The 22,969-nt window shown below is 64.7% G+C and carries 22 protein-coding genes and 1 pseudogene; 6 read left to right on the top strand and 17 right to left on the bottom strand.

The genetic code is table 11. From position 1 onward, the window contains the following. From BN2476_RS07195 to BN2476_RS07185, 3 genes are all read right to left on the bottom strand, one after another. Positions 1-518, bottom strand: a 518-nt coding sequence (locus BN2476_RS07195; protein WP_143810917.1) for a porin, incomplete at its 3' end; no start/stop codon positions are given. 162 nt (positions 519-680) lie between these two features. After that, entirely contained in the window at positions 681-2,441 is a 1,761-nt protein-coding gene (gene araD, locus BN2476_RS07190; protein ID WP_087733478.1) for an L-arabinonate dehydratase, read from the bottom strand. Positions 2,442-2,585: 144 nt separating this feature from the next. Continuing rightward, positions 2,586-3,524: a dihydrodipicolinate synthase family protein gene (locus BN2476_RS07185; RefSeq protein WP_087733470.1), complete on the bottom strand. Its 939-nt coding sequence runs from the start codon at positions 3,522-3,524 to the stop codon at positions 2,586-2,588. A gap of 239 nt (positions 3,525-3,763) precedes the next feature. On the opposite strand from BN2476_RS07185, the gene BN2476_RS07180 reads away from it, so the two are divergent. Together BN2476_RS07180 and BN2476_RS07175 are read left to right on the top strand one after the other, a co-directional pair. Further along, positions 3,764-4,072, top strand: coding sequence for a putative quinol monooxygenase (locus BN2476_RS07180; RefSeq protein WP_087733469.1), 309 nt, complete (start codon positions 3,764-3,766; stop codon positions 4,070-4,072). A 159-nt stretch (positions 4,073-4,231) separates the two neighbouring features. Beyond that, positions 4,232-4,618: a DUF488 domain-containing protein gene (locus BN2476_RS07175; RefSeq protein WP_087733468.1), complete on the top strand. Its 387-nt coding sequence runs from the start codon at positions 4,232-4,234 to the stop codon at positions 4,616-4,618. Between the two features lie 31 nt (positions 4,619-4,649). Here BN2476_RS07175 and BN2476_RS07170 read toward each other — a convergent pair. Then, positions 4,650-5,057 (bottom strand): annotated as a pseudogene (locus BN2476_RS07170) (SDR family oxidoreductase); the annotation flags it as partial. 121 nt (positions 5,058-5,178) lie between these two features. Between BN2476_RS07170 and BN2476_RS07165 the strand changes: the two are divergent. Then, positions 5,179-6,093 (top strand): LysR family transcriptional regulator, encoded by a 915-nt coding sequence (locus BN2476_RS07165; RefSeq protein WP_087733467.1) that lies wholly within the window; start codon positions 5,179-5,181, stop codon positions 6,091-6,093. A 227-nt stretch (positions 6,094-6,320) separates the two neighbouring features. After that, positions 6,321-7,994, top strand: a complete 1,674-nt coding sequence (locus BN2476_RS07160; protein ID WP_087733466.1) for a methyl-accepting chemotaxis protein — start codon at positions 6,321-6,323, stop codon at positions 7,992-7,994. A gap of 34 nt (positions 7,995-8,028) precedes the next feature. Here the strand turns inward: BN2476_RS07160 and BN2476_RS07155 are convergent, their stop codons facing one another. From BN2476_RS07155 to BN2476_RS07100, 12 genes are all read right to left on the bottom strand, one after another. Further along, on the bottom strand, positions 8,029-9,246 hold the full coding sequence (locus BN2476_RS07155) for an NnrS family protein (RefSeq protein ID WP_087733465.1): 1,218 nt from the start codon (positions 9,244-9,246) through the stop codon (positions 8,029-8,031). A gap of 66 nt (positions 9,247-9,312) precedes the next feature. Continuing rightward, entirely contained in the window at positions 9,313-9,702 is a 390-nt protein-coding gene (locus tag BN2476_RS07150; protein ID WP_087733464.1) for a hemerythrin domain-containing protein, read from the bottom strand. Between the two features lie 192 nt (positions 9,703-9,894). Continuing rightward, a complete protein-coding gene (locus BN2476_RS07145) occupies positions 9,895-10,518 on the bottom strand; it encodes a hypothetical protein (RefSeq protein WP_143810916.1) in 624 nt (207 codons plus the stop codon). Positions 10,519-10,609: 91 nt separating this feature from the next. Beyond that, positions 10,610-10,771: a hypothetical protein gene (locus tag BN2476_RS46400; protein ID WP_160111683.1), complete on the bottom strand. Its 162-nt coding sequence runs from the start codon at positions 10,769-10,771 to the stop codon at positions 10,610-10,612. A 56-nt stretch (positions 10,772-10,827) separates the two neighbouring features. Beyond that, positions 10,828-11,268 (bottom strand): hypothetical protein, encoded by a 441-nt coding sequence (locus BN2476_RS07135; protein ID WP_143810915.1) that lies wholly within the window; start codon positions 11,266-11,268, stop codon positions 10,828-10,830. A 346-nt stretch (positions 11,269-11,614) separates the two neighbouring features. Next, on the bottom strand, positions 11,615-12,679 hold the full coding sequence (locus tag BN2476_RS07130) for a LacI family DNA-binding transcriptional regulator (protein WP_087733460.1): 1,065 nt from the start codon (positions 12,677-12,679) through the stop codon (positions 11,615-11,617). Between the two features lie 57 nt (positions 12,680-12,736). After that, entirely contained in the window at positions 12,737-14,062 is a 1,326-nt protein-coding gene (locus BN2476_RS07125) for an MFS transporter (protein ID WP_087733459.1), read from the bottom strand. Positions 14,063-14,163: 101 nt separating this feature from the next. Beyond that, the gene (locus tag BN2476_RS07120; RefSeq protein ID WP_087733458.1) at positions 14,164-14,901 is read right to left on the bottom strand and encodes a ribonuclease activity regulator RraA; all 738 of its coding nucleotides are present in this window, start codon (positions 14,899-14,901) and stop codon (positions 14,164-14,166) included. A 27-nt stretch (positions 14,902-14,928) separates the two neighbouring features. Beyond that, the gene (gene araD, locus BN2476_RS07115; RefSeq protein WP_087733457.1) at positions 14,929-16,677 is read right to left on the bottom strand and encodes an L-arabinonate dehydratase; all 1,749 of its coding nucleotides are present in this window, start codon (positions 16,675-16,677) and stop codon (positions 14,929-14,931) included. A 239-nt stretch (positions 16,678-16,916) separates the two neighbouring features. Further along, the gene (locus BN2476_RS07110) at positions 16,917-17,225 is read right to left on the bottom strand and encodes an EthD family reductase (protein WP_087733456.1); all 309 of its coding nucleotides are present in this window, start codon (positions 17,223-17,225) and stop codon (positions 16,917-16,919) included. Positions 17,226-17,370: 145 nt separating this feature from the next. Beyond that, positions 17,371-18,405 carry a transporter gene (locus tag BN2476_RS07105; RefSeq protein WP_087733455.1) on the bottom strand — a complete coding sequence of 345 codons (1,035 nt, stop codon included), beginning with the start codon at positions 18,403-18,405 and terminating at the stop codon, positions 17,371-17,373. Between the two features lie 234 nt (positions 18,406-18,639). Beyond that, on the bottom strand, positions 18,640-19,383 hold the full coding sequence (locus tag BN2476_RS07100; protein WP_087733454.1) for an SDR family oxidoreductase: 744 nt from the start codon (positions 19,381-19,383) through the stop codon (positions 18,640-18,642). A gap of 113 nt (positions 19,384-19,496) precedes the next feature. Between BN2476_RS07100 and BN2476_RS07095 the strand changes: the two genes are divergently transcribed. Continuing rightward, positions 19,497-20,420, top strand: coding sequence for a LysR family transcriptional regulator (locus tag BN2476_RS07095; RefSeq protein ID WP_087733453.1), 924 nt, complete (start codon positions 19,497-19,499; stop codon positions 20,418-20,420). 160 nt (positions 20,421-20,580) lie between these two features. After that, complete coding sequence (locus BN2476_RS07090; RefSeq protein WP_087733452.1) at positions 20,581-22,155, top strand: methyl-accepting chemotaxis protein; 1,575 nt, start codon at positions 20,581-20,583, stop codon at positions 22,153-22,155. A gap of 71 nt (positions 22,156-22,226) precedes the next feature. Here the strand turns inward: BN2476_RS07090 and BN2476_RS07085 are convergent, their stop codons facing one another. Next, on the bottom strand, positions 22,227-22,937 hold the full coding sequence (locus tag BN2476_RS07085; RefSeq protein ID WP_173819595.1) for a FadR/GntR family transcriptional regulator: 711 nt from the start codon (positions 22,935-22,937) through the stop codon (positions 22,227-22,229). Positions 22,938-22,969 lie beyond the last annotated feature (32 nt).

The following is a 22,969-nucleotide window of genomic DNA, read 5'->3' as shown; positions in this document are numbered from 1 at the left end:
ATGGACAGCAACGTGTTGTTCGCGCGATAGATCGTGTCGAGGCCATCCACATCGCCCGGGTGCGCGCCGTAGAAGCCCGTGAGCCAGGTGGTCGGGCTGTACGGCGACAGCAGCTGGTAGTACGACGCATACTGACGGCCCGCCGTGAGCGTGCCATACGTGCCGTTCGTCACGCCGACGAACGCCTGGCGGCTGAACATCAGGTTGGTCGTCGACATCGTGCCGCTGTTCGCGTTGAAGCCCTCTTCCAGTGTGAAGATCGCCTTCGTGCCGCCGCCCAGGTCTTCCGCGCCTTTCAGGCCGAAGCGGCTGCCTGCCCACACACCCGTGATCATCTTGAACGCCGAGTGGCCGCCCGATGTCGAACCGAGCGTCGTCGAGCTGGATTGATAACCGATGCCGTTATCGACGATGCCGTACAGCGTCACGCTGCTTTGCGCGAACGCGGGCGTCGCCGTGGCCAGCGAAGCGCCGATCACCAGTGCGGCCTTCACGCCCGGAAATTGCTTCCTTTCCATCCTTATCTCCTCCTTCACTTCGTCTCGATGTTGTTGCGTGGTGTGATCGCGATGCACGGCATGGCGCCGCGACCGCGAGGTTGCTTCGTTGCTCGCTTTCCTTCTTCAAAAGATCAAAGACGGCTGGCAGGTGTGTCGCGTCGTCGCGCGAGACGCACGCGCTCAGTGAATCTCCGGCTCGCTGGACGTGGTGCCCGCGCCGCCGCGTTGCAGGAAATCGAAGTCGCAGCCCTTGTCGGCCTGCAGCACATGCACCTGATGCATCGCGCCGTAGCCGCGCGAGAAGCGCGGCTCGGGCGCGACCCATTCGTTCTTGCGTCGCGCGAGTTCATCGTCCGATACCAGCACGTTCAGCTTGCGCTGCGGCACATCGAGCTCGATCAGGTCGCCGTCGCGCACCAGAGCGAACGGCCCGCCGACAAACGATTCGGGCGCCACGTGCAGCACGCACGCGCCGTAGCTCGTGCCGCTCATGCGCGCATCGGAAATGCGCAGCATGTCGCGCACGCCCTTTTGCAGCAGCTTCTTCGGGATCGGCAACTGGCCCCACTCGGGCATGCCCGGCGCGCCCACGGGACCCGCGTGCTGCAGCACGATCACGCAGCTTTCGTCGATGTCGAGGTCTTCGTTATCGATGCGCGCGGCCATGTCGTTGTAGTCCTTGAACACCACCGCGCGGCCCGTGTGCACGAGCAGATGCGGCTCGGCGGCGCCCGGCTTGATCACCGCGCCATCGGGCGCGATGTTGCCGCGCAGAACAGCGAGGCCGTTGTCCGGCATCAGCGGATTGCTGCGCCGGCGGATCACGTCGTCGTTGAAGATCTGCGCGCCTTCGAGGTTCTCGCCAAGCGTGCGCCCGTTGACCGTCTTCTGCGAGCGGTCGATCAGGTCGCCCAGTTCCGCGAGCATCGCCTGCAGGCCGCCCGCGTAATAGAAGTCCTCCATCAGATACGCGCCCGTCGGCCGGATGTTCGCGAGCACGGGCGTGCGGCGCGAGAGGCTGTCGTAGCGGTCGAGTGTCAGCTCGATGCCGGCGCGGCGCGCGAGCGCGATCATGTGCACGATCGCGTTCGTCGAGCCCGACAGCGCGAGGCAGGTCGTGACCGCGTTGTCGATCGATTGCGCGGTGAGGATGTCCGATGGCTTTAGGTCTTCCCACACCATCTCGACGATGCGCATGCCCGTCTTCGCGGCCATCTGCGCGTGACGCGAGTCGGGCGCCGGAATCGACGCGAAGCCGGGCAGCGTGAAGCCGAGCGCTTCGGCGGCGCTCGTCATCGTCGACGCCGTGCCCATCGTCATGCAGTGGCCCGGCGAGCGCGCGATGCCGCCTTCGACGCCCTGCCAGTCCTCTTCCGTGATCTTGCCCGCGCGCAGATCGGCCCAGTATTTCCACGTGTCGGAGCCTGAGCCGAGCGTCGCGCCGTTCCAGTTGCCGCGCAGCATCGGACCGGCGGGCAGAAAGATGGTCGGCAGGTCCATCGAGATCGCGCCCATCAGCAGCGCGGGTGTGGTCTTGTCGCAGCCGCCCATCAGCACGACGCCATCGGCGGGATACGAACGCAGCGTCTCTTCCGCTTCCATCGCGAGGAAGTTGCGGTAGAGCATCGTCGTGGGCTTCTGGAACGGCTCCGACAAGGTCTGCACCGGCAGCTCGATCGGAAAGCCGCCCGCCTGCCAGATGCCGCGCTTCACTTCCTCCACACGCTGCTTGAAGTGCGTGTGGCACGGGTTCATCTCGCTCCACGTGTTGAGGATCGCGATGACGGGCTTGCCCGCATATTCCTCGCGGCTGTAGCCCATCTGCGCGGTGCGCGAGCGATGCCCGAACGAGCGCAGATCGTTCACGCCATACCAGCGATGGCTGCGCAGTTCTTCTGGCGTCTTCCTCGCCTTCTTTCGTTCGTTGCCGTCGGTGCTCACGTTCGTCTCACTCCAGATCAAGCTTCTGTTCCACTGCGATGATTCCACTGCGATGCAACTGCACGTCATGCGGATCGCGCCGCGCGATCGTCACGCGGCGCATCCGTGGTCATTCGATTCGGGGCCAATCGATTCGCTCATCGATCACGCGCGCGCACTGCCGGCAAACTCTCGTTCGAACGCGAGCAGTTCGCGCGCAGCTTGCGCAATGGCAGCGTGCTGTTCGACGGGCGCTCCGCTCAGGAGCGGCAGAATCGAGCCCATGTCCGCGATGCCCGACAACGTGACGGCGTCGTGCAGCACCCGAATCAGCGAGATCTCGTCGCGCAGCGATTCGAGCGGCATGAACGCGTCGTAGAGGCGCTGCGCTTGCGCGTCACGGCCGGCTTTGACGGCGGCGAGCAGCGCCATCACCGCGTGCGAAGCGATGCAGCCCGAGCCCGTCGTCCACGAAGCGAGGCCGAAGTCGCGCACATGCACGAGCGCCGGGCGCTCGCCCATGCCCGAAATCACGCGCGACGAGCTCACGCTGTCCAGCAGGCGCCGCAGGTACGGATCGTCGGCGGGATTGTCGCGGACGATCGCGTACTTCACCGCGATCAACGTGCCGCGATCGACGAGCCGTGCGAGCGTGTCGACGTCCACGTAGTCTTCGCTCTTGATGTAGAGCGTGAGCGGGATGCCCGCCGTATCGACGATGCGCGTGAGCCCCGCTTCGACGCCCGCGGGCGTCGTGAAGCCGGCGAGCGGCAACACCATCGCGGTGCGATACGAGGTCTGCGACAGGATGCGCGCCTGGTCGAGCATCTTGCCGAAGTCCGGGCCGATGGCGGGAATCACGCGCGTCGTGGGCGCGGCGCTCGCCGCCAGCATGTCGAGCACCTCGCGATATTCGCTGACAGCCACGTGATAGAAATTCGCGTTGCCGCCGTACAGCAGCGTGCGCACGCCACCCGCTTCGATATGGCGGATCAACTTCTGGTTGGCATCGACATCGAGCGACAAATCGGCACGGCGTGCAAGCGGCGGGACTGCCATCACGGTCGACGCGAATTCGCGCTCGACGATCTGGGACTCGTTCATAGGATCTCGTGGTTCGGATGGGTGGCTGACAAGCCAGAAAGCTACATGGCCGTCGCGATGTTGTCAAACAACTATTTGGACAATTGGTGTTTTCCATGAAATCGTTTGACAACAGTGTTCCGGCTGTGCGCGCGTCGCCGCTGACACCAAAGATGACGATTGCGCGTACACGATCACGGGCGACAATGGTTAACTCGAAGCGCTCACCGGCACACCCGCCATCCTGGAAGGAGAGTCACATGACCATCAAGTACGCGTTGTTCGCACGTTTCGAAGCGAAGCCCGGCAAGGAGGCCGACGTCGAAGCGTTTCTGCAGAAAGGGCTCGAACTGGCGAACCAGGAAACCACCACGCCGATCTGGTTCGCGCTAAAGATCGCCGAGCACACTTACGGCGTGTTCGATGCGTTCCCCGACGAGGCCGGACGCCAGGCGCATCTCGACGGCCCGATCGCCAAGGCGCTGATGGGTGTCGCCAACGATCTGTTCACGGGGCCGCCGCAAATCGGCCGCATCCATGTGCTCGGCATGAAGAACACGCTCGGCTGACGGCGCGCCCGGCGCAGGCGCGCATGCCGTCTGCGCCAGCGGCAGCGCTCGCGGCCAGCCGGCATGAAACCGGCATGAAGCCGCCATGAAGCAACGATCACGCGACCATCGAGCCGCGAGACAACCTGAAACCACGATCCACTCAGGAGACCTCACCCCATGTCCATTCTTATCGTTCAGCTCGGATCGGACCGCGCGCCCGATGAAGGCGTGCGCATCGGCACGGTGCGACGGCCGCCGCGCGGCGTGCCGAAGGCCGAGTTCAGCAGCCGCAACTACTACGACGTCTGGCTGCCGATCCTGTCGCCGACGCCGGAACTCGTCACTCAGGCGCTGGCCGCGAAGAGCGACGCCGAGTGGCACGCATTTGTGCGCAAGTTCCGCGCGGAAATGAACAACGGCGATGCGTCGAAGGTGCTCGACACGCTCGCCGCGTTGTCGCAGACGGCGAATTTCTCGGTCGGCTGCTACTGCGAAGACGAGAACCGCTGCCACCGGAGCGTGCTGCGCCAACTGCTCAACGATCGGGGCGCAAAGCTCGCATAGCGCCCGCCTCTGCGCGATGCGTGTCGCGCGCTCACGCAATCGCACCGCCTCCATCGACGAGCACCGTCGAGCCCGTCGCGTAAGGCGTCGTCGCCAGATAGACGATCGCGTTCGCGACGTCTTCGGGCTGGCCGACGCGCTTCGCCGGCAAACGGTTCGCGGCGCCTTCGAACATCGCGTCGCGCGCATCGTCGGAGAGCTTCGACCACAAAGGCGTCGCGATCAGCCCCGGCGGCACCGTGTTCACCCGCACGGGCGACAGTTCGAGCGCAAGGCCGCGCGCGAGCGCTTCGAGCGCCGCGTTGATCGCGCCTTGCAGCACCGACGTCCTGCTCGGACGCACGGCGAGAAAGCCCGATACGAACGTCAGCGATCCGCCTTCCGGGATCTTCGCGGCGCGCGCGACGCGGTAGGCGCCCCAGAACTTGCTGTCCATCGCCTTGAAGCGCACGTCGCATCGCGACGACACCAGGCTGTCGCCCGAACGTCCCTATGCTAGTCTTCGCGCTACGGAAGAAATACCGCTTCCCGACGGATGAATCCTTTCTTTTTTGAGAAGAATGAACCCTACCCGGATCGACAGCCTGCCCGCGCTGATCGCGTTCTCCCGTGTGGTGTCGGCGGGCAGTCTGTCGGCGGCCGCGCGGGAGATGAATCTGCCGCTGTCGGTCGTCAGCAAGCGGCTCGCGCAACTGGAGAAAAGCGTCGGCGTGCGGCTGATCCAGCGCACCACGCGCCGTCAGACGCTCACGGAAGAAGGCGCGCTGTTTCATGCGCGCGTCGTGCGGATCATCGACGAGATCGAGCAGGCGGAAGAGCTGCTGTCACAGCGCCGCCATGAAGTCAGCGGACTGCTGCGCGTGACGGCGCCAGGCCAGCTCGGGCGCCAGAAGATCGCGCCGCTGGTCGCGGGTTTTCAGAAGCTGCATCCGCAGCTCGACGTGCAGCTGGAATTGACGGACGCCGTCGTCGATCTCGTCGAAAGCGGATTCGATCTTGCGATCCGCTTCGGCAGTCTCGCCGATTCATCGCTGATCGCCCGGACGCTTGCGCCGAACTTCCGCGTGCTGTGCGCGTCGCCGGCTTATCTGGAGCAGCACGGCGTGCCGCTGCATCCGCACGATCTCGCGTCGCACCGCTGCATCCTGATCGGCGACCAGCGGCGCGCGGAATGGCGCTTCGAAGGCGACGAAAGCATCGCGGTGCGCATCGACGGCGCGATCGTCACGAACGACGGCGAAGCCGCGCATCTGCTCGCGCTCGCCGATGCGGGCATCGCCGTGAAGTCGATCTGGGATGTCGGCGACGACATTCTTGGCGGCCGGCTGCGCCGCGTGCTGCCGCATCATTCGATGTCGGCGGCGCCGTTGCATGCGATCTATCCGCATAGCCAGCATCTCGCGCCGCGCGTGCGGGTGTTCGTCGACTATCTGCGCGAGCGTCTGGCGCAGGCGTGGCGCTGGGACGCCTTGTAGCGCGCGATCCGGCCGCGCGCGATCGAACGCCTTGCGCATGAGACCGTACGGCGCGCGTGCTGCGACGTGCCGGGTCGACGCTGATTTCCTGCGCCTTTTGCGATAATGAACTGCCATGTGATCGTGTAGTTTCCCCTCGTGCAGTCTCCCCATTACGTCGACCTGGACCGTGGGACATTCGACCACCCACGCGCCACCTCACAATTTCACCGGAAAAGTCATCGACAATGGCCACAGCGACGTCCCGCACAAGCGACACCGATCTGCCCAACCCGAAGCGCGGCCCCCGTCTGACGCTCGGCAACCGGATCGTGCTGAGCTTCGGCGCGCTGTTCGTGCTGATGCTCGCGATGGCGGCCATCTCGTACACGTGGGTTCGCGTGATGGACGACGAGGCGCTCAGCATGGGCCGCGACTCCGTGCCCGGTCTCTATCTCGCGACCACGTTGCGCGCGACGGCGGGCAGCGGCTATTCGACGCTAGAACGCGCGCTCTTCGTCGACGGCGACGACGACGCGACGAAGCGCGATCTCGACCGCCTGCCGCAGATCATGCGCCAGTTCGATCAGGTGTCGGCCGAATATCAGGCGACGCTCTTTCGCAACCAGGACCGCGCGCACTTTCGCGACTTCAAGGCCGCCTGGGACCAGTACCTTCCGCAACAGCACGAAGCGACGCGTCTTGCAGCGACGTCGAAGTCCGATGCGCAGGCCGCCTTCGTGAAGCTCGCGCCCGCGTGGGACAACGTGCTGCGCACGGCGAACGAACTCGTCACCGAGAACCGCGGACAGGCCGACGATTCCGCGAAAGCGATCCGCGATTCGGTGGCGAGCATGGAGATCACGCTGGCGTCGGCGCTCGGCGTCACGCTGCTCGTCGCGCTCGTGACGGGCTATTCGTTGTACCGGGCGATCACGGTGCCGATGTCGAGTGTCGTCGAAGTGCACAACGTGATGCGCACGGGCAATCTCACACAGCGGCTCAAGCTCGGGCGGCGCGATGAATTCAGCGCACTCGAAGATGGCTTCAACCGGATGGCCGAGGAACTGAACAGCCTCGTCGCACAGGCGCAGAAGTCGTCGCTGCAGGTGACGACTTCCGTCGCCGAGATCGCGGCGACGTCGAAGGAGCAGCACGCGACGGCTAGCGAAACGGCCACGACCACGGCCCGAATCGGCGCGGCCTCGCGCGAAATCGCCGCGACTTCGGGCGATCTGCGGCATACGATGAACGAGGTGTCGTTGGTCGCCGGGCAGTCGGCGGTACGCGCGGGCACGAGCGAGGCCGGGCTCGCGCACATCGAAGCGACGATGCGCAGCGCAATGCAAGCGGCGGACTCGCTGAACGCGAAGCTCGCGATCCTCGACGAAAAGGCGGTCAACATCAACCAGGTGTCCGCGACGATCGCGAAGGTCGCGGATCAGGCCAACCTGCTGTCATTAAACGCGGCGACCGAAGCGGAAAAGGACGGCGAACATGGCCAGGGCTTTGCCGTCGTCGCCGCGGAAGCCCGGCGTCTCGCGGATCAGGCGGCCGTCGCCAGCCATGACATCGAAGAGGCGGTGAACGAGATCCAGTCGGCCGTAGCGGCGTGCGTGACTGGCGTGGACGAGTTCTCCGAAGAAGCGCGCGGGATGCGCGATGTGCAACAGGTGTGCGGACAACTATCGCAGATCATTCACGACGTGCAGACGCTCGCGCCGCGCTTCCAGCTCGTCAACCAAGGCATGAAGAACCAGGTCACAAGCGCCGCGCAGATAACGCAAGCGTTGTCGCAACTGTCCGAGACCGCGCAGCAGACGGCGGAGTCGTTGCGCCAGTCGTCGCAGGCAATCGACGAGCTGACGCTTGTCGCCAATCAACTGCGCACGGGCGTTTCGCGCTTCAAGATCGAAGGGTAACGGCGCTGGCGCTATCGATGGGGCCGAAAGCGGCCTAGCCCGGCTTGCCGTCCTCGCGCGGGCGCGTCAGCGGCAGCGCATACGCGAGTGCGTAGATGACGAACGCGGCGATCCAGCACAGGCCCGCGCTCCAGATCCACATGTGATAGAGGCCCGGCGCGACGAGCGGACCGACGGTGCGCAACACCGAACCAAGCGTGACGAGCGCGTAGCTCGCGACGTCGCGCTTATCGGCGACGAGCGGCCTGCCCGTGTGGCCGCGCGCCGTGCGCGTGATCATCGCGATGATCGCGCCGCCGATCACGCCCGCCGTGAACGCGTGCAACGCGACGGAATGCGGCACGAACCCGAGCGCGCTCGCGCCGAGCAGCGCGAAGCCAACGGGTATCCACGCATAGGCGACGTGCAGGATCAGCAGAATCGCGGGACCGCGCACGTTGTACGAGCGCCAGCCGATCATCCGCGCACAGTGAACCGCGCAGGCCGCGAACGCCAGCGTCGCAATAGCGGCGGGATGAACGGCGGCTGCGTCGGCGAACAGCGCGGCGAGCGTCAGCGGCGCGGCGATCGTTTCGACCGGCTTCCAGCGGCGCGTGACAAAACCAGGAATCGCATTCGACGTGAACATCGGGATCACGCGCGCGCCGATCACGCTGACCAGCAGCACGACGATGCCCGCCGCCGCATACAGGCAACGCAGCGCGAGATCGGGCCGGCCTGTCTGCACGAGGATGTGAAAAGCGGCGTTGAGCGCGCCGAACAGCAGCAGCACGGGCACGAGGAAATAGTTGCGGCGGTTGCCCGCCTTCTTCAGCACGCGCAGCAGGACGCAGGCGACAGCGGGGAGAAACGCGCTATCGACGATCGAGGCGGGCACGGCAGGCCCGCTCCACACCAGCACGCGAGCGCATAGCCACAACAGCGCAAGCGCGGCGAGCACGCGATGGCTCGTCGTCTGCATGCCTGTCCATGCGCGTACCGCCGTCAGCAGAAAGCCTGCGACGATCGACGCGGCGAAGCCGTACACCATTTCGTGCGCGTGCCAGCCGATCGGGTCGACCTTCAGCAGGTAGTTGCCGTTGACGGGCACGCCCGCAAGCATCAGCAGCCATACGGTCAGCGCAAGTGCCGCAAAGACGGCGCCCGCCAGATAGAACGGCCGAAAGCCCAGGTTGAACAGCGCGAAGCGCCGCCCGGGCCGGTAGCGTTCGGGGAACGGGACGAAGGTTGAGCGCGGTTCGACGATTTTCATGATTCGCTCGTTTCAGGCATCGGAAGAACGTGAAGCGGCGCTGCCGCTGCGTGGCTCGTGACGGGCTTATTCGCAGTGCGCCTCGAATGCGGGATACAGACGCACTTCTTCGCGCGTCATCCGCTGGCGCAGATGCGCGATCACGCGGCCGATTTCACGCGCGAACTCGAGGCCCGAGCGGCCGCCGCTTTCGAGTCGTTCGAAAAAGCCGAGAATCTCCGACGAAATTGCGCGCATCTCCTGCGCGTACATCTCGCCGAGCACGCGCGTCTCGTCGTGCTTGCGCATCTCGGGATACAGCCGGTCGTCTTCGCGCTTCAGATGCGCCGAAACGACGCCGCGCACCTGCTTGAGCTTGCGGTGCCCCTCGTCGGTGACTACGCCGAGCGCACGGCATTCATCGAGCAAACGGAAGATCTCTTCGTGATCGTGCTTGAGCGTGGTGATCAGTGACATGTGTTGGCCTGCGTGTTTCGTGTTGACTGAGTTGCGGCTTCGTATGGCCGCGTAAACCCTTAAACACGTTTTGTGCCAACCATAAATCTCTTAATAAACAGTCATCTGAGATTGGTATTAGTCGTTTTGACAGCAGTCTTTTTGACTAGAAAGCGAGTGAAAATGACCGGGCAACCGGTCATCGCATATCGTTCAATGCGCGTCGTTGAGCATGGCGTACGCGTCAGGTTGAGCCTTTGCAAACGTCGCCCTGGACGCGATTGCGTCCGCATGACCAGCAACGAACGCGCACACCTGCTTTTTGGACATCTTTCCCTTGGCAGCTGCATCGGCGATCTCTTGGGCAGTGACTTCGCGCAATTGCGGCTTAATCAACTCCATGGCGTGTTCTACTGTTGTCGGAAAATCGGCAGACAGCTTTTTCGCCTTCTGCAGCAATTCGACGTGCCTGCTTTCGAATGCTTTTACGAAGGGGGTAATGTCTACGCCTAGCTCGCGGCAGTATTCTGCGCGCACGATTGTGTTTGCTTCATAGAACCCGTAAAACGCGGCCGCTGCACGGAACTGCCGCTTTTTCTCATCCGGCTCGTTGCGCAGTTCGGCGCTCATCTGGGCAGATGCATCCTTCGCCATCGCCAACGACAGCGGCTGGTCAGGATGTCTCGCGGCCGCTTCCCGTCTGAGTTGTTCGGCTACCTGCTGTGCGTGTGCAACTGCGCGCTTTTCCAGATAAAACCTGGAGCCAACAACCGCAATTGCGAAGAAACAGACCACGCCAGCCACGCCAGCAATAACACGTCTATCGATTGCATTCATTTTTTTGCGTTCCTGCTCTGCTCGCTCCGATGAGCGAACCATACGATGACAGGCGTTCGCGAATACCCGACAGGCCCGCGACGCCCCCTGGTTATGCTTGCGCCGTTCGCGCGGACAGTTTGTATTGGCGAATCGTGCGGAAATAGCCGATCAAGATCAGCACGAAAAGAGCACGCATTACGAGAAACCCGGGATTGAAATGCGTGCCGCCGTCGAGCTGCGATGCGACGGTCACGACAGCATCGCCGATCATGAAAGCAATCGAGACGGCCAATGCGATCAGCGAGAGTTTGAAGTGGACGAAAAGGCCTAAACGGCCAGCAACGTTGCACTTGCGAAAAGTGGCAACGCGTTGCTGGCGGCGAAGAGCCCGTCGCTGCTCGAGTACGTTGCAACCAATCCGGCGACGAAGTTGAGGACTGCGAGAAAGTACAGGAATTGGCCGCTGCTCTTCGCCGTCAGTACGGCATGTTCCGGCGTGCCGATGGAGCCCGGCAGCGGCTTGCCGTCGAGGAGTACTTCGAGACCGCTTGCTTGAGCAAGAATGGCATTGCCAACAAACTTGATAGCCAGATGCGAGCCGTCGGGCAACGAAACGGATACGCCTTGTTTCATCTGCTCGGAGGTCACGCCCGCGAGCACGGATTGTCCGTCGAGCGTGATATGAGCTTTGTTGAATTTGAAGTTACCTGTCTTGATGACAAGACGGTCGGAACCGCCTTGTTCCATGGGAAAACGATGTGTCGGCATGATCGAGGCCTGTGATGTTGTCTATCTGGAAAGTTGGCGGATCGCTTCGGTCTGGTGTCGGGGAGACACCAGCAAGACCGCCCTGAGCTTAGGCACTCGTCACGCTCGACGCGAATCGCCGGTCGGCATGTTAAAGGGAAGAAGCGCGGTGAGATGTCAGAGAAATCCTAAACTGTCGCGTGCGCGATGGAACGCGCGGTAACGGTTAAAGACCGTCGCAAGCGTCTGAATTGGAGATGACGGCCTTGAGTTGCGCCAGCACGACTTCTGTCCGTTGGAGATCGTCAGGGCGACAGTCAACCACCGCAGTTGCGGGACCAGGGAATCCGTCCCTTTACGTCGGCTCTTATGCCGATTCCCGCTCCACCACGCTAAACCCCACATCGACGAACGCGGGCTCATGCACCCCATTCAGCCGGTCGAGCAGAAACCGCGCGGCGCTCACGCCGATGCGCGTGCCGTCGACGCGCACCGTCGTCAGTTGCGGCGACGTTTCCGACGCGAAGTCAAGGTCGCCGAAGCCGCAAATCGCAAGCCGCGACGGCACGTCGAGGCCGAGGCGCTTGGCCGCGCCCAGCGCGCCGATCGCGAGCAGATCGGAGCCGCAAAACACGGCATCGACTTGCGGCGCGCGCTCGAGCAGTTGCGGCAGCGCTGCCTTGCCGGTCGCCAGCGAGCTCGGTGGCTCGACGATCACTTCGGCGACGTCCGTCATCCCCACTTTCGCGAGCCGGTCGCGGAACCCGGCGCGGCGCGCGAGCGCGCGCGCATCGCTCGCCGACATCAGCGCGGGCCGCTTCACGCCGCGCGACAGAAAACGCTCCGCCACCGCTACGCCGATCTGATAGTGCGAGAAGCCCACCAGCATGTCGATCGGCGTATCCGTCATGTCCCACGTCTCGACGACGGGAATGCCGACGTTGCGCAAGCGCTCGCGCAATGAATCCGTGTGCGCGACGCCCGTCAGCAGCACGCCTTCGGGACGGCGGCTCAGCACGGTATCGAGCAGGCTTTCTTCGTTCGTGTCGCTATAGCCGCTGAGCGCGAGCAGCACTTCATAGCCCGCGCGCGACATCGTCTCGCTGAACACCTGGATGGTCTCGGAGAACAGCGAGTGCGCGATGGTCGGCACGATGGCCGCGATCAGCCGCGAGCGCGCCGACGACAGGCCACCCGCGAGCCGGTTCGGCACGTAGCCCAGCTTCTGCACGACCTGGCGCACGCGTTCGAGCGTTTCGGGTGCCACGGAAGCCGGATTGTTGAACACGCGCGACACCGTGATCGGCGACACGCCCGCCTGCGCCGCGACATCCGTGATGCGCAGGCCCTTCGGACCGCCGCGCGTGCGGCGCGCGGGCGCGGCGCTGTCCTTGAGCGCGAGCGATGCGTCGGTTGGCTTGGCGGTCGACATGAGTGTGTGCACCTGAAAATGTTGCGCGGCTATTGTAGCCAATGCCTCGATGCGGCCTCACTCCGTCACGGGCGCGCTGCCCACGTTTTGCGCCGCATTGCCGCTACGCCTTAGAACGAAGCTCGTCACGATCGCGAAGATCAGCATGCAGGTCGCGGGAATCAGCATCGGCGCCTGCGTGCTGCCCGTCGTCTGCTTGACGAACGGCACGAGGTTCTGCGCGATGAAGCCGCCGATATTGCCGAGCGAATTGATCGCCGCGATGCCTGCCGCGGCGCGCGCGCCGAACAGGAACTTCGGTGGCAGCGTCCAGAAGCATGGAATCAGCAGATACATGCACGGCGCGCCGAAGCACAGCGCGATGAAGCGCAGCGTATTGGTCGGCATGAACACCGACGACAGGAAGAACACCATGCCGAGCAGCGCCGACGCGAGCATCGCGATGAGCGCGCGATTGCCCGCGCGCAGTTTCGACGGCAGCCATGCGAGCACGATCGTCGCCATCAGCCACGGAATGATGTTGAGGAAACCGTTTGTCGTGTTGCTCACGCCGAAGCCCTTGACGAGCGTCGGCAGCCAGTAGCTGACGCCGTACACGGAGATCGACAGCATCATGTAGTAGAGCGCCATGCCGATCACGCGCGGTTCGGCGAGCACGCTCAGCAGCGATGCATGACGCGCGGCGTTCTTGCGGGCCTGCGCGCTTTCCGTTTCGAGCGTGCGCGCGAGCCATGCCTTCTCGTCGTCCGAGAGGAACGTCGCTTCACGCGGCGACGCGGGCAGCAGATACAGCACGACAAACGTCAGCAGCACGGACGGAATGCCCGTGACAACGAACACGAGTTGCCAGCCTTGCAGGCCGAGGATGCCGCCCTTGTCGAGTAGCCATCCGCAGATCGGCGCGCCGACCATGTTGCCGAGGCTGCTGCCGACCGTGAAATAGCCGAGCATGCGCACGCGATGCCGTTGCGGAAACCACAGCGTCAGAAAATAGATCACGCCCGGATAGAGCCCCGCCTCCGACGCGCCCAGCAGAAAGCGCAGCACGTAGAACATCGTCGCGTTCTTCGTGAACGCGAGCAGGATCGTCACGACGCCCCACGTGAACATGATGCGCGCCATCCACTTCGGCGCGCCGTACTTGTGAAGCATAACGTTGCTCGGCACCTCGAAGATCAGATAGCCGATGAAGAACAACGATGCGCCGAGTCCGTACGCCACCTCGGAGAGCCCGAGACTGCCGAGCATCTGCAGCTTCGCGAAGCTGATGTTCGAGCGGTCGATATACGCGACCAGATACAGGAGGCCGAGCAACGGCATGAGCCGCAGCCCGAGCCGGTTGATGAGGCGCGATTCGTCGATCGCTGAAGTGATGGTGTTCACGGTGTCTCCCGGGCCCGCTGCCTGCGCGCGGGCCTCGCTCGTTGTTCAAGTTGTGTTCGTGACGGATGGCGCTTTGCTTCGGCCGCTTCGCTTCAGCCGCACTACTTCTGTGCTTCGCGCCACGCGTTGTACGCGGCAAGCGTTTCGTCGTTCGGCGGATAGTTGCCGCGCAGCGGATTGCCTTGCGCGATGCGCTCGGTGATGAACGCCTCGAGCCGTTCCTGCTCGGTCGCATCGCGCGCGACTTCTTCGGCCATTTCGCGCGGCACGATCACGACGCCATCGACATCCGCGACGACGATATCGCCCGGATACACGGGCACGTCGCCGCACGCGATCGGCACGTTCATGTCGACGGCGTGATGCTTCGCGAGATTCAGCGGCGCGCTCGCGCCCGCGCACCAGATGGGCAGGCCGAGTTCCGAAATCGAGCCGCTGTCGCGCACGGGACCGTCGGACACCATGCCCGCGACGCCGCGCTTCGCGAGCCGCAACGCGAGAATCGAGCCGACGGATGCGACCGAGCGCTCGCCGCGGCAGTCCTGCACGAGCACGCTGCCGGGCGGCGCCGTCTCGACGGCCTTGCGCTGTGGATGATCCGGGTTCTGGAACACGCCGACATGATCGAGGTCTTCGCGCGCCGGAATATTGCGCAGCGTGAACGCGGGGCCAACGAGATTCGGCGCGCCGGGCGCGGGCTTCGCGAGCGGCGCGACGCCTTGCAGGAACACGTTGCGCAGGCCGCGCTTGAAGAGTTGCGTGGTGAGCGTCGCCGTGCTGACGTGGCGGAGTTGTTCGAGCGCTTCGGCGCTCACGGTCTGCTGTTCGGATGCGGTCATTTTCGGTGGCTTGTGACGTAGTGTGCGTTAATGGATTTCCGGCTCGTCGCGATTCGCTTCGGGCGACGCCGCGAGTTTTTCTTCGAGGAAGTCGAAGTCACAACCCTTGTTCGCCTGCGTGACGTGCAGTTGATGCATCACACCGAAGCCGCGCTCGAACGGACGCTTCGGCGGCGTCCACGCTTGCCTGCGCTTCGCCAGTTCCGCGTCGCTGACGTCGACATGCAGGCGCCGCGCGGCCACATCGAGTTCGATGATGTCGCCGTCCTTCACGAGCGCGAGCGGCCCGCCGACGAACGATTCGGGCGCGACGTGCAGCACGCATGCGCCGTAGCTGGTGCCGCTCATGCGCGCATCGGAGATGCGCACCATGTCGCGCACGCCCTCTTTCAGCAGCTTTTGCGGGATCGGCAACTGGCCCCATTCGGGCATGCCCGGCGCGCCGACAGGACCCGCATGCTGCAGCACAATCACCGAGTCGGCCGTCACGTCCAGCGCTTCGTCGTCGATGCGCGCGGCCATGTCTTTGTAGTCCTTGAACACGACGGCGGGGCCACGGTGCTTCAGCAGATGCTGCTCCATCGCGGCGGGCTTGATCACGGCGCCGTCCGGCGCGAGATTGCCCGTCAGCACGGCGAGGCCGTCGCGCTCGACGAGGGGATTGCCGCGCTTGCGGATCACGTCGTCGTTGAAGATCTCCGCGCCCGCGATGTTCTCGCCGAGCGTCTTTCCGTTGACGGTCATCTGCGTGCCGTCGATCAGTTCGCCCAGTTCCACGAGCAATGCGCGCAGGCCGCCCGCGTAATAGAAGTCCTCCATCAGATACTGGCCGGCGGGACGGATATTGCCGAGCACGGGCGTCACGCGCGCGAGTTCGTCGAAGCGCGCCGTCGTCAGATCGATGCCCGCGCGGCGCGCGACGGCCACGAGGTGCACGATCGCATTCGTCGAACCCGACATCGCGAGCACCGTCGTGACGGCGTTATCGAAGGACTTCGCGGTGAGAATGTCCGACGGCTTCTGATCGGTCCACACCATCTCGACGATGCGCTGGCCCGTCAGCGACGCGTATTGCGCGTGCCGCGAGTCCGCTGCGGGAATCGACGAGAAGCCCGGCAGCGTCAGGCCAAGCGATTCCGTCGCGCTCGTCATCGTCGATGCCGTGCCCATCGTCATGCAGTGGCCCGGCGAGCGCGCGATGCCGCTCTCGATGCCCTTCCATTCGTCCTCGGTGATCTTGCCCGCGCGCAGCTCGGCCCAGTACTTCCACGTGTCCGAGCCACTGCCGAGCGTGCGGCCGTTCCAGTTGCCGCGCAGCATCGGACCGGCGGGCAGATAGATCGCGGGCAGGTCCATGCTGATCGCGCCCATCAGCAGGCCGGGCGTGGTCTTGTCGCAGCCGCCCATCAGCACGCAGCCGTCGAACGGATACGACTTGAGCAGCTCTTCCGTCTCCATCGCGAGGAAGTTGCGGTAGAGCATCGTGGTCGGCTTCTGGAACGGCTCGGCGAGCGTCATCACGGGCATCTCGACGGGAAAGCCGCCCGCCTGCCAGATGCCGCGCTTCACTTCCTCGACGCGCTGCTTGAAGTGCGTATGGCACGAGTTGATCTCGCTCCACGTGTTGACGACGGCGATCACCGGCTTGCCCATGTAATCGGACGAGTGATAGCCCATCTGCGCGGTGCGCGAGCGATGGCCGAACGAACGGAGATCGTTGACGCCGTACCAGCGGTAGCTGCGCAACTCTTCCGGTTTCTTGCGATTCGAGGACAAATGAGTCTCCTTGGTAACGCTATCATTTCCGCCCGAAGCAAAGCCGGCGGACACGATGGGTGTTCTTTCCGTGCTGATCGATGACGATGGGATGAACGGATGGTAGCGTTATCATCCGAGACAATCCGCCAGGGATTACACGTAGAGGCAGCCTGGATAATGCGCCCGCGCGAAGAAAGGCCGCGAGCCACGCGATCGCGCGATGTACGACGCGAACGCGCGGCGCGTTGCGTTCCGTGTCAGACTTCCTTTGTGTCGAATACGAGCAGTTCGACGCCTGCCTGCGCGAAGTTCTGCAGGTCGGCGGTGGTCGCCGCCGCTTCGGGCGTGGTCATCGCCTGTTGCAGCGCGTCGAAGCTGTCGAAGCTGAGGATGGCGGCAAGCGCGTACGGCGATTCGCCTTTCGCGCTCGCGACGGGCCCCACGCTCACTTCATAGCGGCGCAGGCCCGGAATGGTCTTGGCGAGCGGTACGTGTTTCTCGAAGTAATGGGCGTCGAATGCGTTGCGGTCTGCGGGTACGTTGTACAGCGCGACGAGCTTTGCCATGTCATGCCTCCTGAAACGGGCGTCCAGCGAGCAGTGTCGTTCCTCTCGAACGGCTCATGATTTTACGCCCGGCCCGCGCGATCCCTTTGTGAAGGGATCGCGTTTTCGAGTGCCGCGCGGTCCGCGTGCGCGACACTCCGCGCGTTCAGCGCGGCATGCGGCGCCGGAACCCCCACCAGCCCGCGAGCAAGGTGAAGCTGACGACGAGCAGCACCATCATCCAGAAGCCGTGCTTGTTCTCCGCGAGCGGAATGCCACCGACGTTCATCCCGAACAGGCCCGCGATGATATTGATGGGGAGCGCGAGCACCGTGACGATGGTCAGCGTGAACAGCGTGCGATTGGTCTGCTCGTTCAGGCGCGCGGCGATTTCTTCCTGCAGCAGCTTGATGCGCTCCGCGAGGCCGGACAGATCGCCGAGCACCAGCGAGAACTCTTCCGTCGAATCGCGCAGGCTCTGGACATCGGCGGGGGACAGCCACGCGGGCGGCCGCACCAGCAGACGAAAGATCGAGCCGGGCTCCGGCGCGAGCAGCCGTTGCAGACGCACGAGCACGCGCCGCATCGCGCCGAGATCGCGGCGGCTCTCGTACGCGCGCAGCGACAGGAAGTGATCTTCGATGCGGTCCACTTCGATGCTCGTTCTGCGCACGATCTCGACGAGCAGATCGGCCTGGTCGCGCAGCAGATGGATCAGCAGTTCGGCCGCCGTATCGAAGCTCTCGCCGTTGCGCACCGACGCGCGCAGCCGGTCGACGGAGCGCAACTGCTTCAGGCGCGCCGTGACCATGATGCGCTCGTGCGTGTAGACCCAGAGCGTCGAGATATCGGAAGGCGTCTGCTCGAAGTCGTACATCACGTCGTTGACGACGGCGAGCAGCGCGCCGTACTGATGCTCGATGCGCGTCGAGTGCGAGCCTTCGCGAAACGCTTCGAAAAAGCTTTCGGGCAGGTCGAGATGCGTGCGCATCCAGCGTTCGCTCGATACATGCGCGAGATTGAAATGGAGCCACAGGAACTCGCCCGCATTGGCGTCCGGTGCCTTCGCGACCTCGTCGAGCCACTCGGCAGCGGAGTCGGCATCGAGAGCGATGCCGGGCTTGTCGGGAGCAAAACGAAAGCCGCAGACAAGGCCGGAGCGGTCGGCCCCATACGTGGCGGGCGCCAGGTTCAGGTTCATGTGCGTTTCGAGGGTGGGGTCCACGAAAGCGCCATTCTGACATGAGCTTGCGGCACTCGCGTTACGTGACAGCCGCTTGACAGCCGCTTGACGGCTGCTTGATGGCTTCTCGACGGCTTTTCGACTGGAGAAAAAGAGCGGCTTGCCGATGACGCGCCGCGAGCGCACCGGTGCAACGCCCTACATCATGAAACGAGCCGTCCGCGTCGCACGCGGACGGCCATGCTCAGTCGATCAGGCGTTGAAGCCGCCGTCGATCGTGAGGCTTGCGCCCGTCACGAAGCCCGCTTCCGGGCTCGCGACATACGCGACCATGCCCGCGATTTCCTCGGGACGCGCGTGACGGCCGATCGCCATCAGGCCATGCAGCGAAGCGGCGAACTCGCTGGACTCGGGGTTCATGTCGGTATCGGTCGGACCGGGCTGCACGTTGTTGACGGTGATGCCCTTCGGTCCCAGATCGCGCGCGAGTCCTTGCACGAGCCCTTGCAGCGCCGACTTGCTCATCGCGTACGCGGCGCCGCCCGCGAACGGGATGCGCTCGGCGTTGCAGCTGCCGATGTTGATGATCCGCCCGCCCTGCCCCATGTGCGGCAGCACGGCCTTCGCCGCGACGAACACGGCGCGCACGTTCACCTGCAAGGTCGCGTCGAAATCCTCGAGCGAGAACGTGTCGATCGTGCCGAGACGCAGCACGCCCGCGTTGTTGACGAGGATGTCGATCTTGCCGAGCTGGCGCGCCGTCTCGTTGATCGCATTGGTCAGCGAAGCGGGGTCCGCGACATCGGCCTTGACGGCAACCGCGCGGCCACCCGCCTTCTCGACGCTCGCGACCAGGTCGTTCGCCCCGGCCGCTGAGCTGTGATACGTGAAAGCCACCGTCGCGCCCTCGCTGGCGAGCCGGCGTACCACGGCCGCGCCGATCCCGCGCGCGCCGCCCGTGACGAAAGCGATCTTGCCTTGCAGATTCGTGCTCATCCTGTGTGCTCCATGTGATGTTGAGGTGAGTTGAGTATGGCAAGCGGATTCGCATATCGGTAGGATCGAATCCGGACTAACAGTTTCAACCACAGGTATAAGCCAACATCGCGATGGAAGCGCTCAATCTCATCGAATCGTTCATCCAGACGGCCGAAACGGGCAGCTTTTCGGCGGCGGCGCGGCGCCTGGGCCTCACGCCCGCCGGCGTCAGCAAGAACATTGCGCGGCTCGAAGCGCATCTGGGCGTGCGGCTCTTTCATCGCAGCACCCGCAAGCTCACGATGACGCCGGCAGGCGAGCAGCTGTGGGCCGACGCGAGCGCGCCGTTCACGAGCCTGCAAGACGCGTTCGAACGGGCGGCGCAGCACGACGGCAAGCCGTCGGGCGTGCTGAAGGTGAGCATGGCCGTCGCGTTCGGTCGCGAGTATCTGGTGCCGCTGCTCGGCGAATTTTTGCAGCGTTACCCCGACATCGTGCCCGACTGGCACTTCGACAACCGCGCAGTCGACCTGATCGCGGGCGGCTTCGATGCCGCGATCGGCGGTGGAATCGAACTGACGCAAGGCGTGATCGCACGCGAGCTGGCGCGGCCGTGCGTGATCATCGCGGCGTCGCCGGCGTATATGGCGGGAAGGCCGATGCCCGCGCATCCTTCCGGGCTGGCCGAACTGGACGGCATCGCGCGCCGCTCGAGCACCACGGGCCGCGTGCGCGCGTGGACGCTGCGCAACCAGATCGGCGAAGAGGCGCCCGCCGAATGCCGCATCCGCATGATCTTCGACGACCCCGAAGCGATGGCGCATGCCGCGATGCAGGGGCTCGGCATCGCCTTCCTGCCGACGCCGCATGCCGCTCCCTGGCTCGAGAACGGCAAGCTCGTGCGGCTACTCCCGGGCTGGCACGCGGAACTGAGCCCCCTCACGCTCTACTACCCGAACCGCAAGCTGCTGCCCGCGAAGACACGCGTATTCATCGACTTCGTCGTCGGCGCGTTTCGCGAAAGACGGCTCGCCGCGCGCTTCGACGCCCGCTGACAAACAGCGCGTCCCTATCCGGCATCCCTACCCGATAGCAGGGTTTCCCACTACAAAAGTGACGGCGACATCGGTCGATATATCAGGCGGAGACATGCGCGTGTCACATTGCTCAGCGCGCACATTTCAATAAGAATCGCCCACCTTGAGAGGCGTCGCAATGCTGAAGCTGAGTTTTACCCAGAAGCTGTGGTTGCCGCTCGTCATCAGCCTGTTCGCGTTATTGCTAGTGTCGTTGTCGGCCGCCTGGTTGTCGCGCGAGACGCGCATCGAGGAACGAAAGAACGACCTGGTCAACGTCGCGCATGTCGGCCTGTCGCTGGTCAAGGAGTACGCGGCGCTCGCACAGAGCGGCAAGATGAGCGAGGCCGACGCCCGCAAGCAGGCGCTCGACCGCCTGCGCGAAGTCCGTTACGGCGAGGACGGCTACTTCCTCGTGATCGATTCGACGCCGCGCATGGTCATGCATCCGATCAAGCCCGCGACCAACGGCAAGGATCTCGCGGGCACCGCCGACGCCGATGGCCGCCATCACTACGTGAGCTTCGCGAAGGTCGCGCAATCGCCCGAAGGCGGCTTCGTCGACTACGTGTTTCCACATTCGAAGAGCGCGTCGTCGTCCGGACCGGCTGAAGCCGTCGGCAAGATCGGCTATGTCGTGCGCTTCGCGCCGTGGGACTGGATCATCGCGACGGGCGCCTATGTCGACGATATCGACGCCGCGTTCATGCGCTCGCTGTATTGGATCGGCGCGGTGTTTATCGGCATTTCGCTGCTGCTCGCCGCGCTCGTCGCGCTCACGAACCGCAGCATTCAACGCACGATAGGCGGCGACCCCGGCTATGCCGCCGACGTCGCGAATGCGATCGCCGTCGGCGATCTGACCGTTTCGATCGACACGCGCCACGACGACGAACAGAGCCTGTTGCGCGAGATTCGCCGCATGCGCGACACGCTGACGGACACGATCCGCGCGATCAAGCATGCCGCCGATCACGTCGCGACGGGCGCGCATGAAATCGCGAGCGGCAATGCGGACCTGTCGTCGCGCACCGAGAACCAGGCGGCATCGTTGCAGGAGACGGCGGCGAGCATGGAGCAGATGACGTCGATGGTCCGGCAGACGGCCGAGAACGCCCGGACCGCGAGCGAACTCGCGGAGCGCGCCGCGCGCATCGCGAACGAAGGCAGCGAGATGGTCGGCGAGGCCGTGTCGACCATGCGCGACATCTCCACCGAATCGCAGAAGATGGTCGAAGTGATCGCCGTGATCGAGAGCATCGCGTTCCAGACGAACATCCTCGCGCTGAACGCCGCCGTCGAAGCCGCGCGCGCGGGCGAACAGGGACGCGGCTTCGCAGTCGTCGCGGGCGAGGTCCGCACACTCGCGCATCGCAGCGCGGGGGCCGCGAAGGAAGTGCGCCAACTGATCAGCCGCGCCGTCGACAAGGTCGGCAACGGCGCGGGCCTCGTCGAGCGCACGGGCACGACGATCGAACAGGCACGCGATGCGATCGCGAGCGTGACGAACGTGATGCAGGAAATCGCCGCGGCGGCGGCCGAGCAGAGCGCGGGCATCGATCAGGTCAATCACGCCGTCACGCAGATGGACAGCCTCACGCAGGAAAACGCGGCGCTGGTCGAACAGGCGGCGGCCGCCGCGCATTCGCTGACCGAGCAGGCGGGGCGGCTGAAGACTTCCGTCGACGCGTTCCAGGTCGCCGAAACCGCCTGATACGCCTGACGCGCGACGAACGGAGCGTCGCGCGAATCTGGTTGGACCAGTTTTCGACGGTGGGCTTCGGCTCAGCCATCCCGTTCGTGGATGCTGCGCACGTAATCGATATGCGTGTGCATCGCTGTGCGCGCTTCTTCCGGGCGCCGCGTGCAGATCGCGTCGCAGACCGCGCGATGCTGGACCAGCAGTTGCCCGGACGCCTCGGGACCGCGCAAGCGCACATCCGTGCCGTTGATCGTGATGTGCTCGCGCAGCATGCCGAGCACGCTCGTATGCAGATGCAGGAACATCGTGTTGTGCGACGCGAGCGCGATGGCGTCGTGCAACTGCGCGTCGGCGGACGCCTCGCTCTCCTTGTCGTCGCACGCGTGCGAACGCTCCAGCTCGCGCATCAGCGCACGGATGCGCTTGATGTCGGCGGAACTCGCGCGCATCGCCGCAAAATAGGCGGTCGCGCCTTCCAGCACGCGGCGGAATTCCAGAATGTCGTCGCGCAGCACGGGGTGATCGGCGACCAGTTGCCCCCACGGCGACGCGATGCCCGCGCGCAACTGATCCGTCGCGAACACGCCCGCTCCTCGCCGGCTCTGCAACAGACCGCGCGCCGCGAGCCGCTGGATCGCCTCGCGCACCGTGTTGCGTGATACGTCGTACTGCTCGGCGAGCGCGCGCTCGGCCGGCAGCCGCGAACCCGGCGGCCACGTGCCGTCGAGCAGCGCCGTTTCCATCCGGCGCATCACGCCTTCCACCCTGCCCCTGTTTCTCGTCCCCGTCGCCATGCGGTTTCTCCTGCGTGAATCGCGTCCAGTGG

Origin of the sequence: Paraburkholderia piptadeniae, from assembly GCF_900007165.1 — a bacterium.
GTDB lineage: Bacteria > Pseudomonadota > Gammaproteobacteria > Burkholderiales > Burkholderiaceae > Paraburkholderia > Paraburkholderia piptadeniae.
Note: the sequence above shows the minus strand (reverse complement) of the source record. Positions and strands in the feature narration are given on the sequence as shown.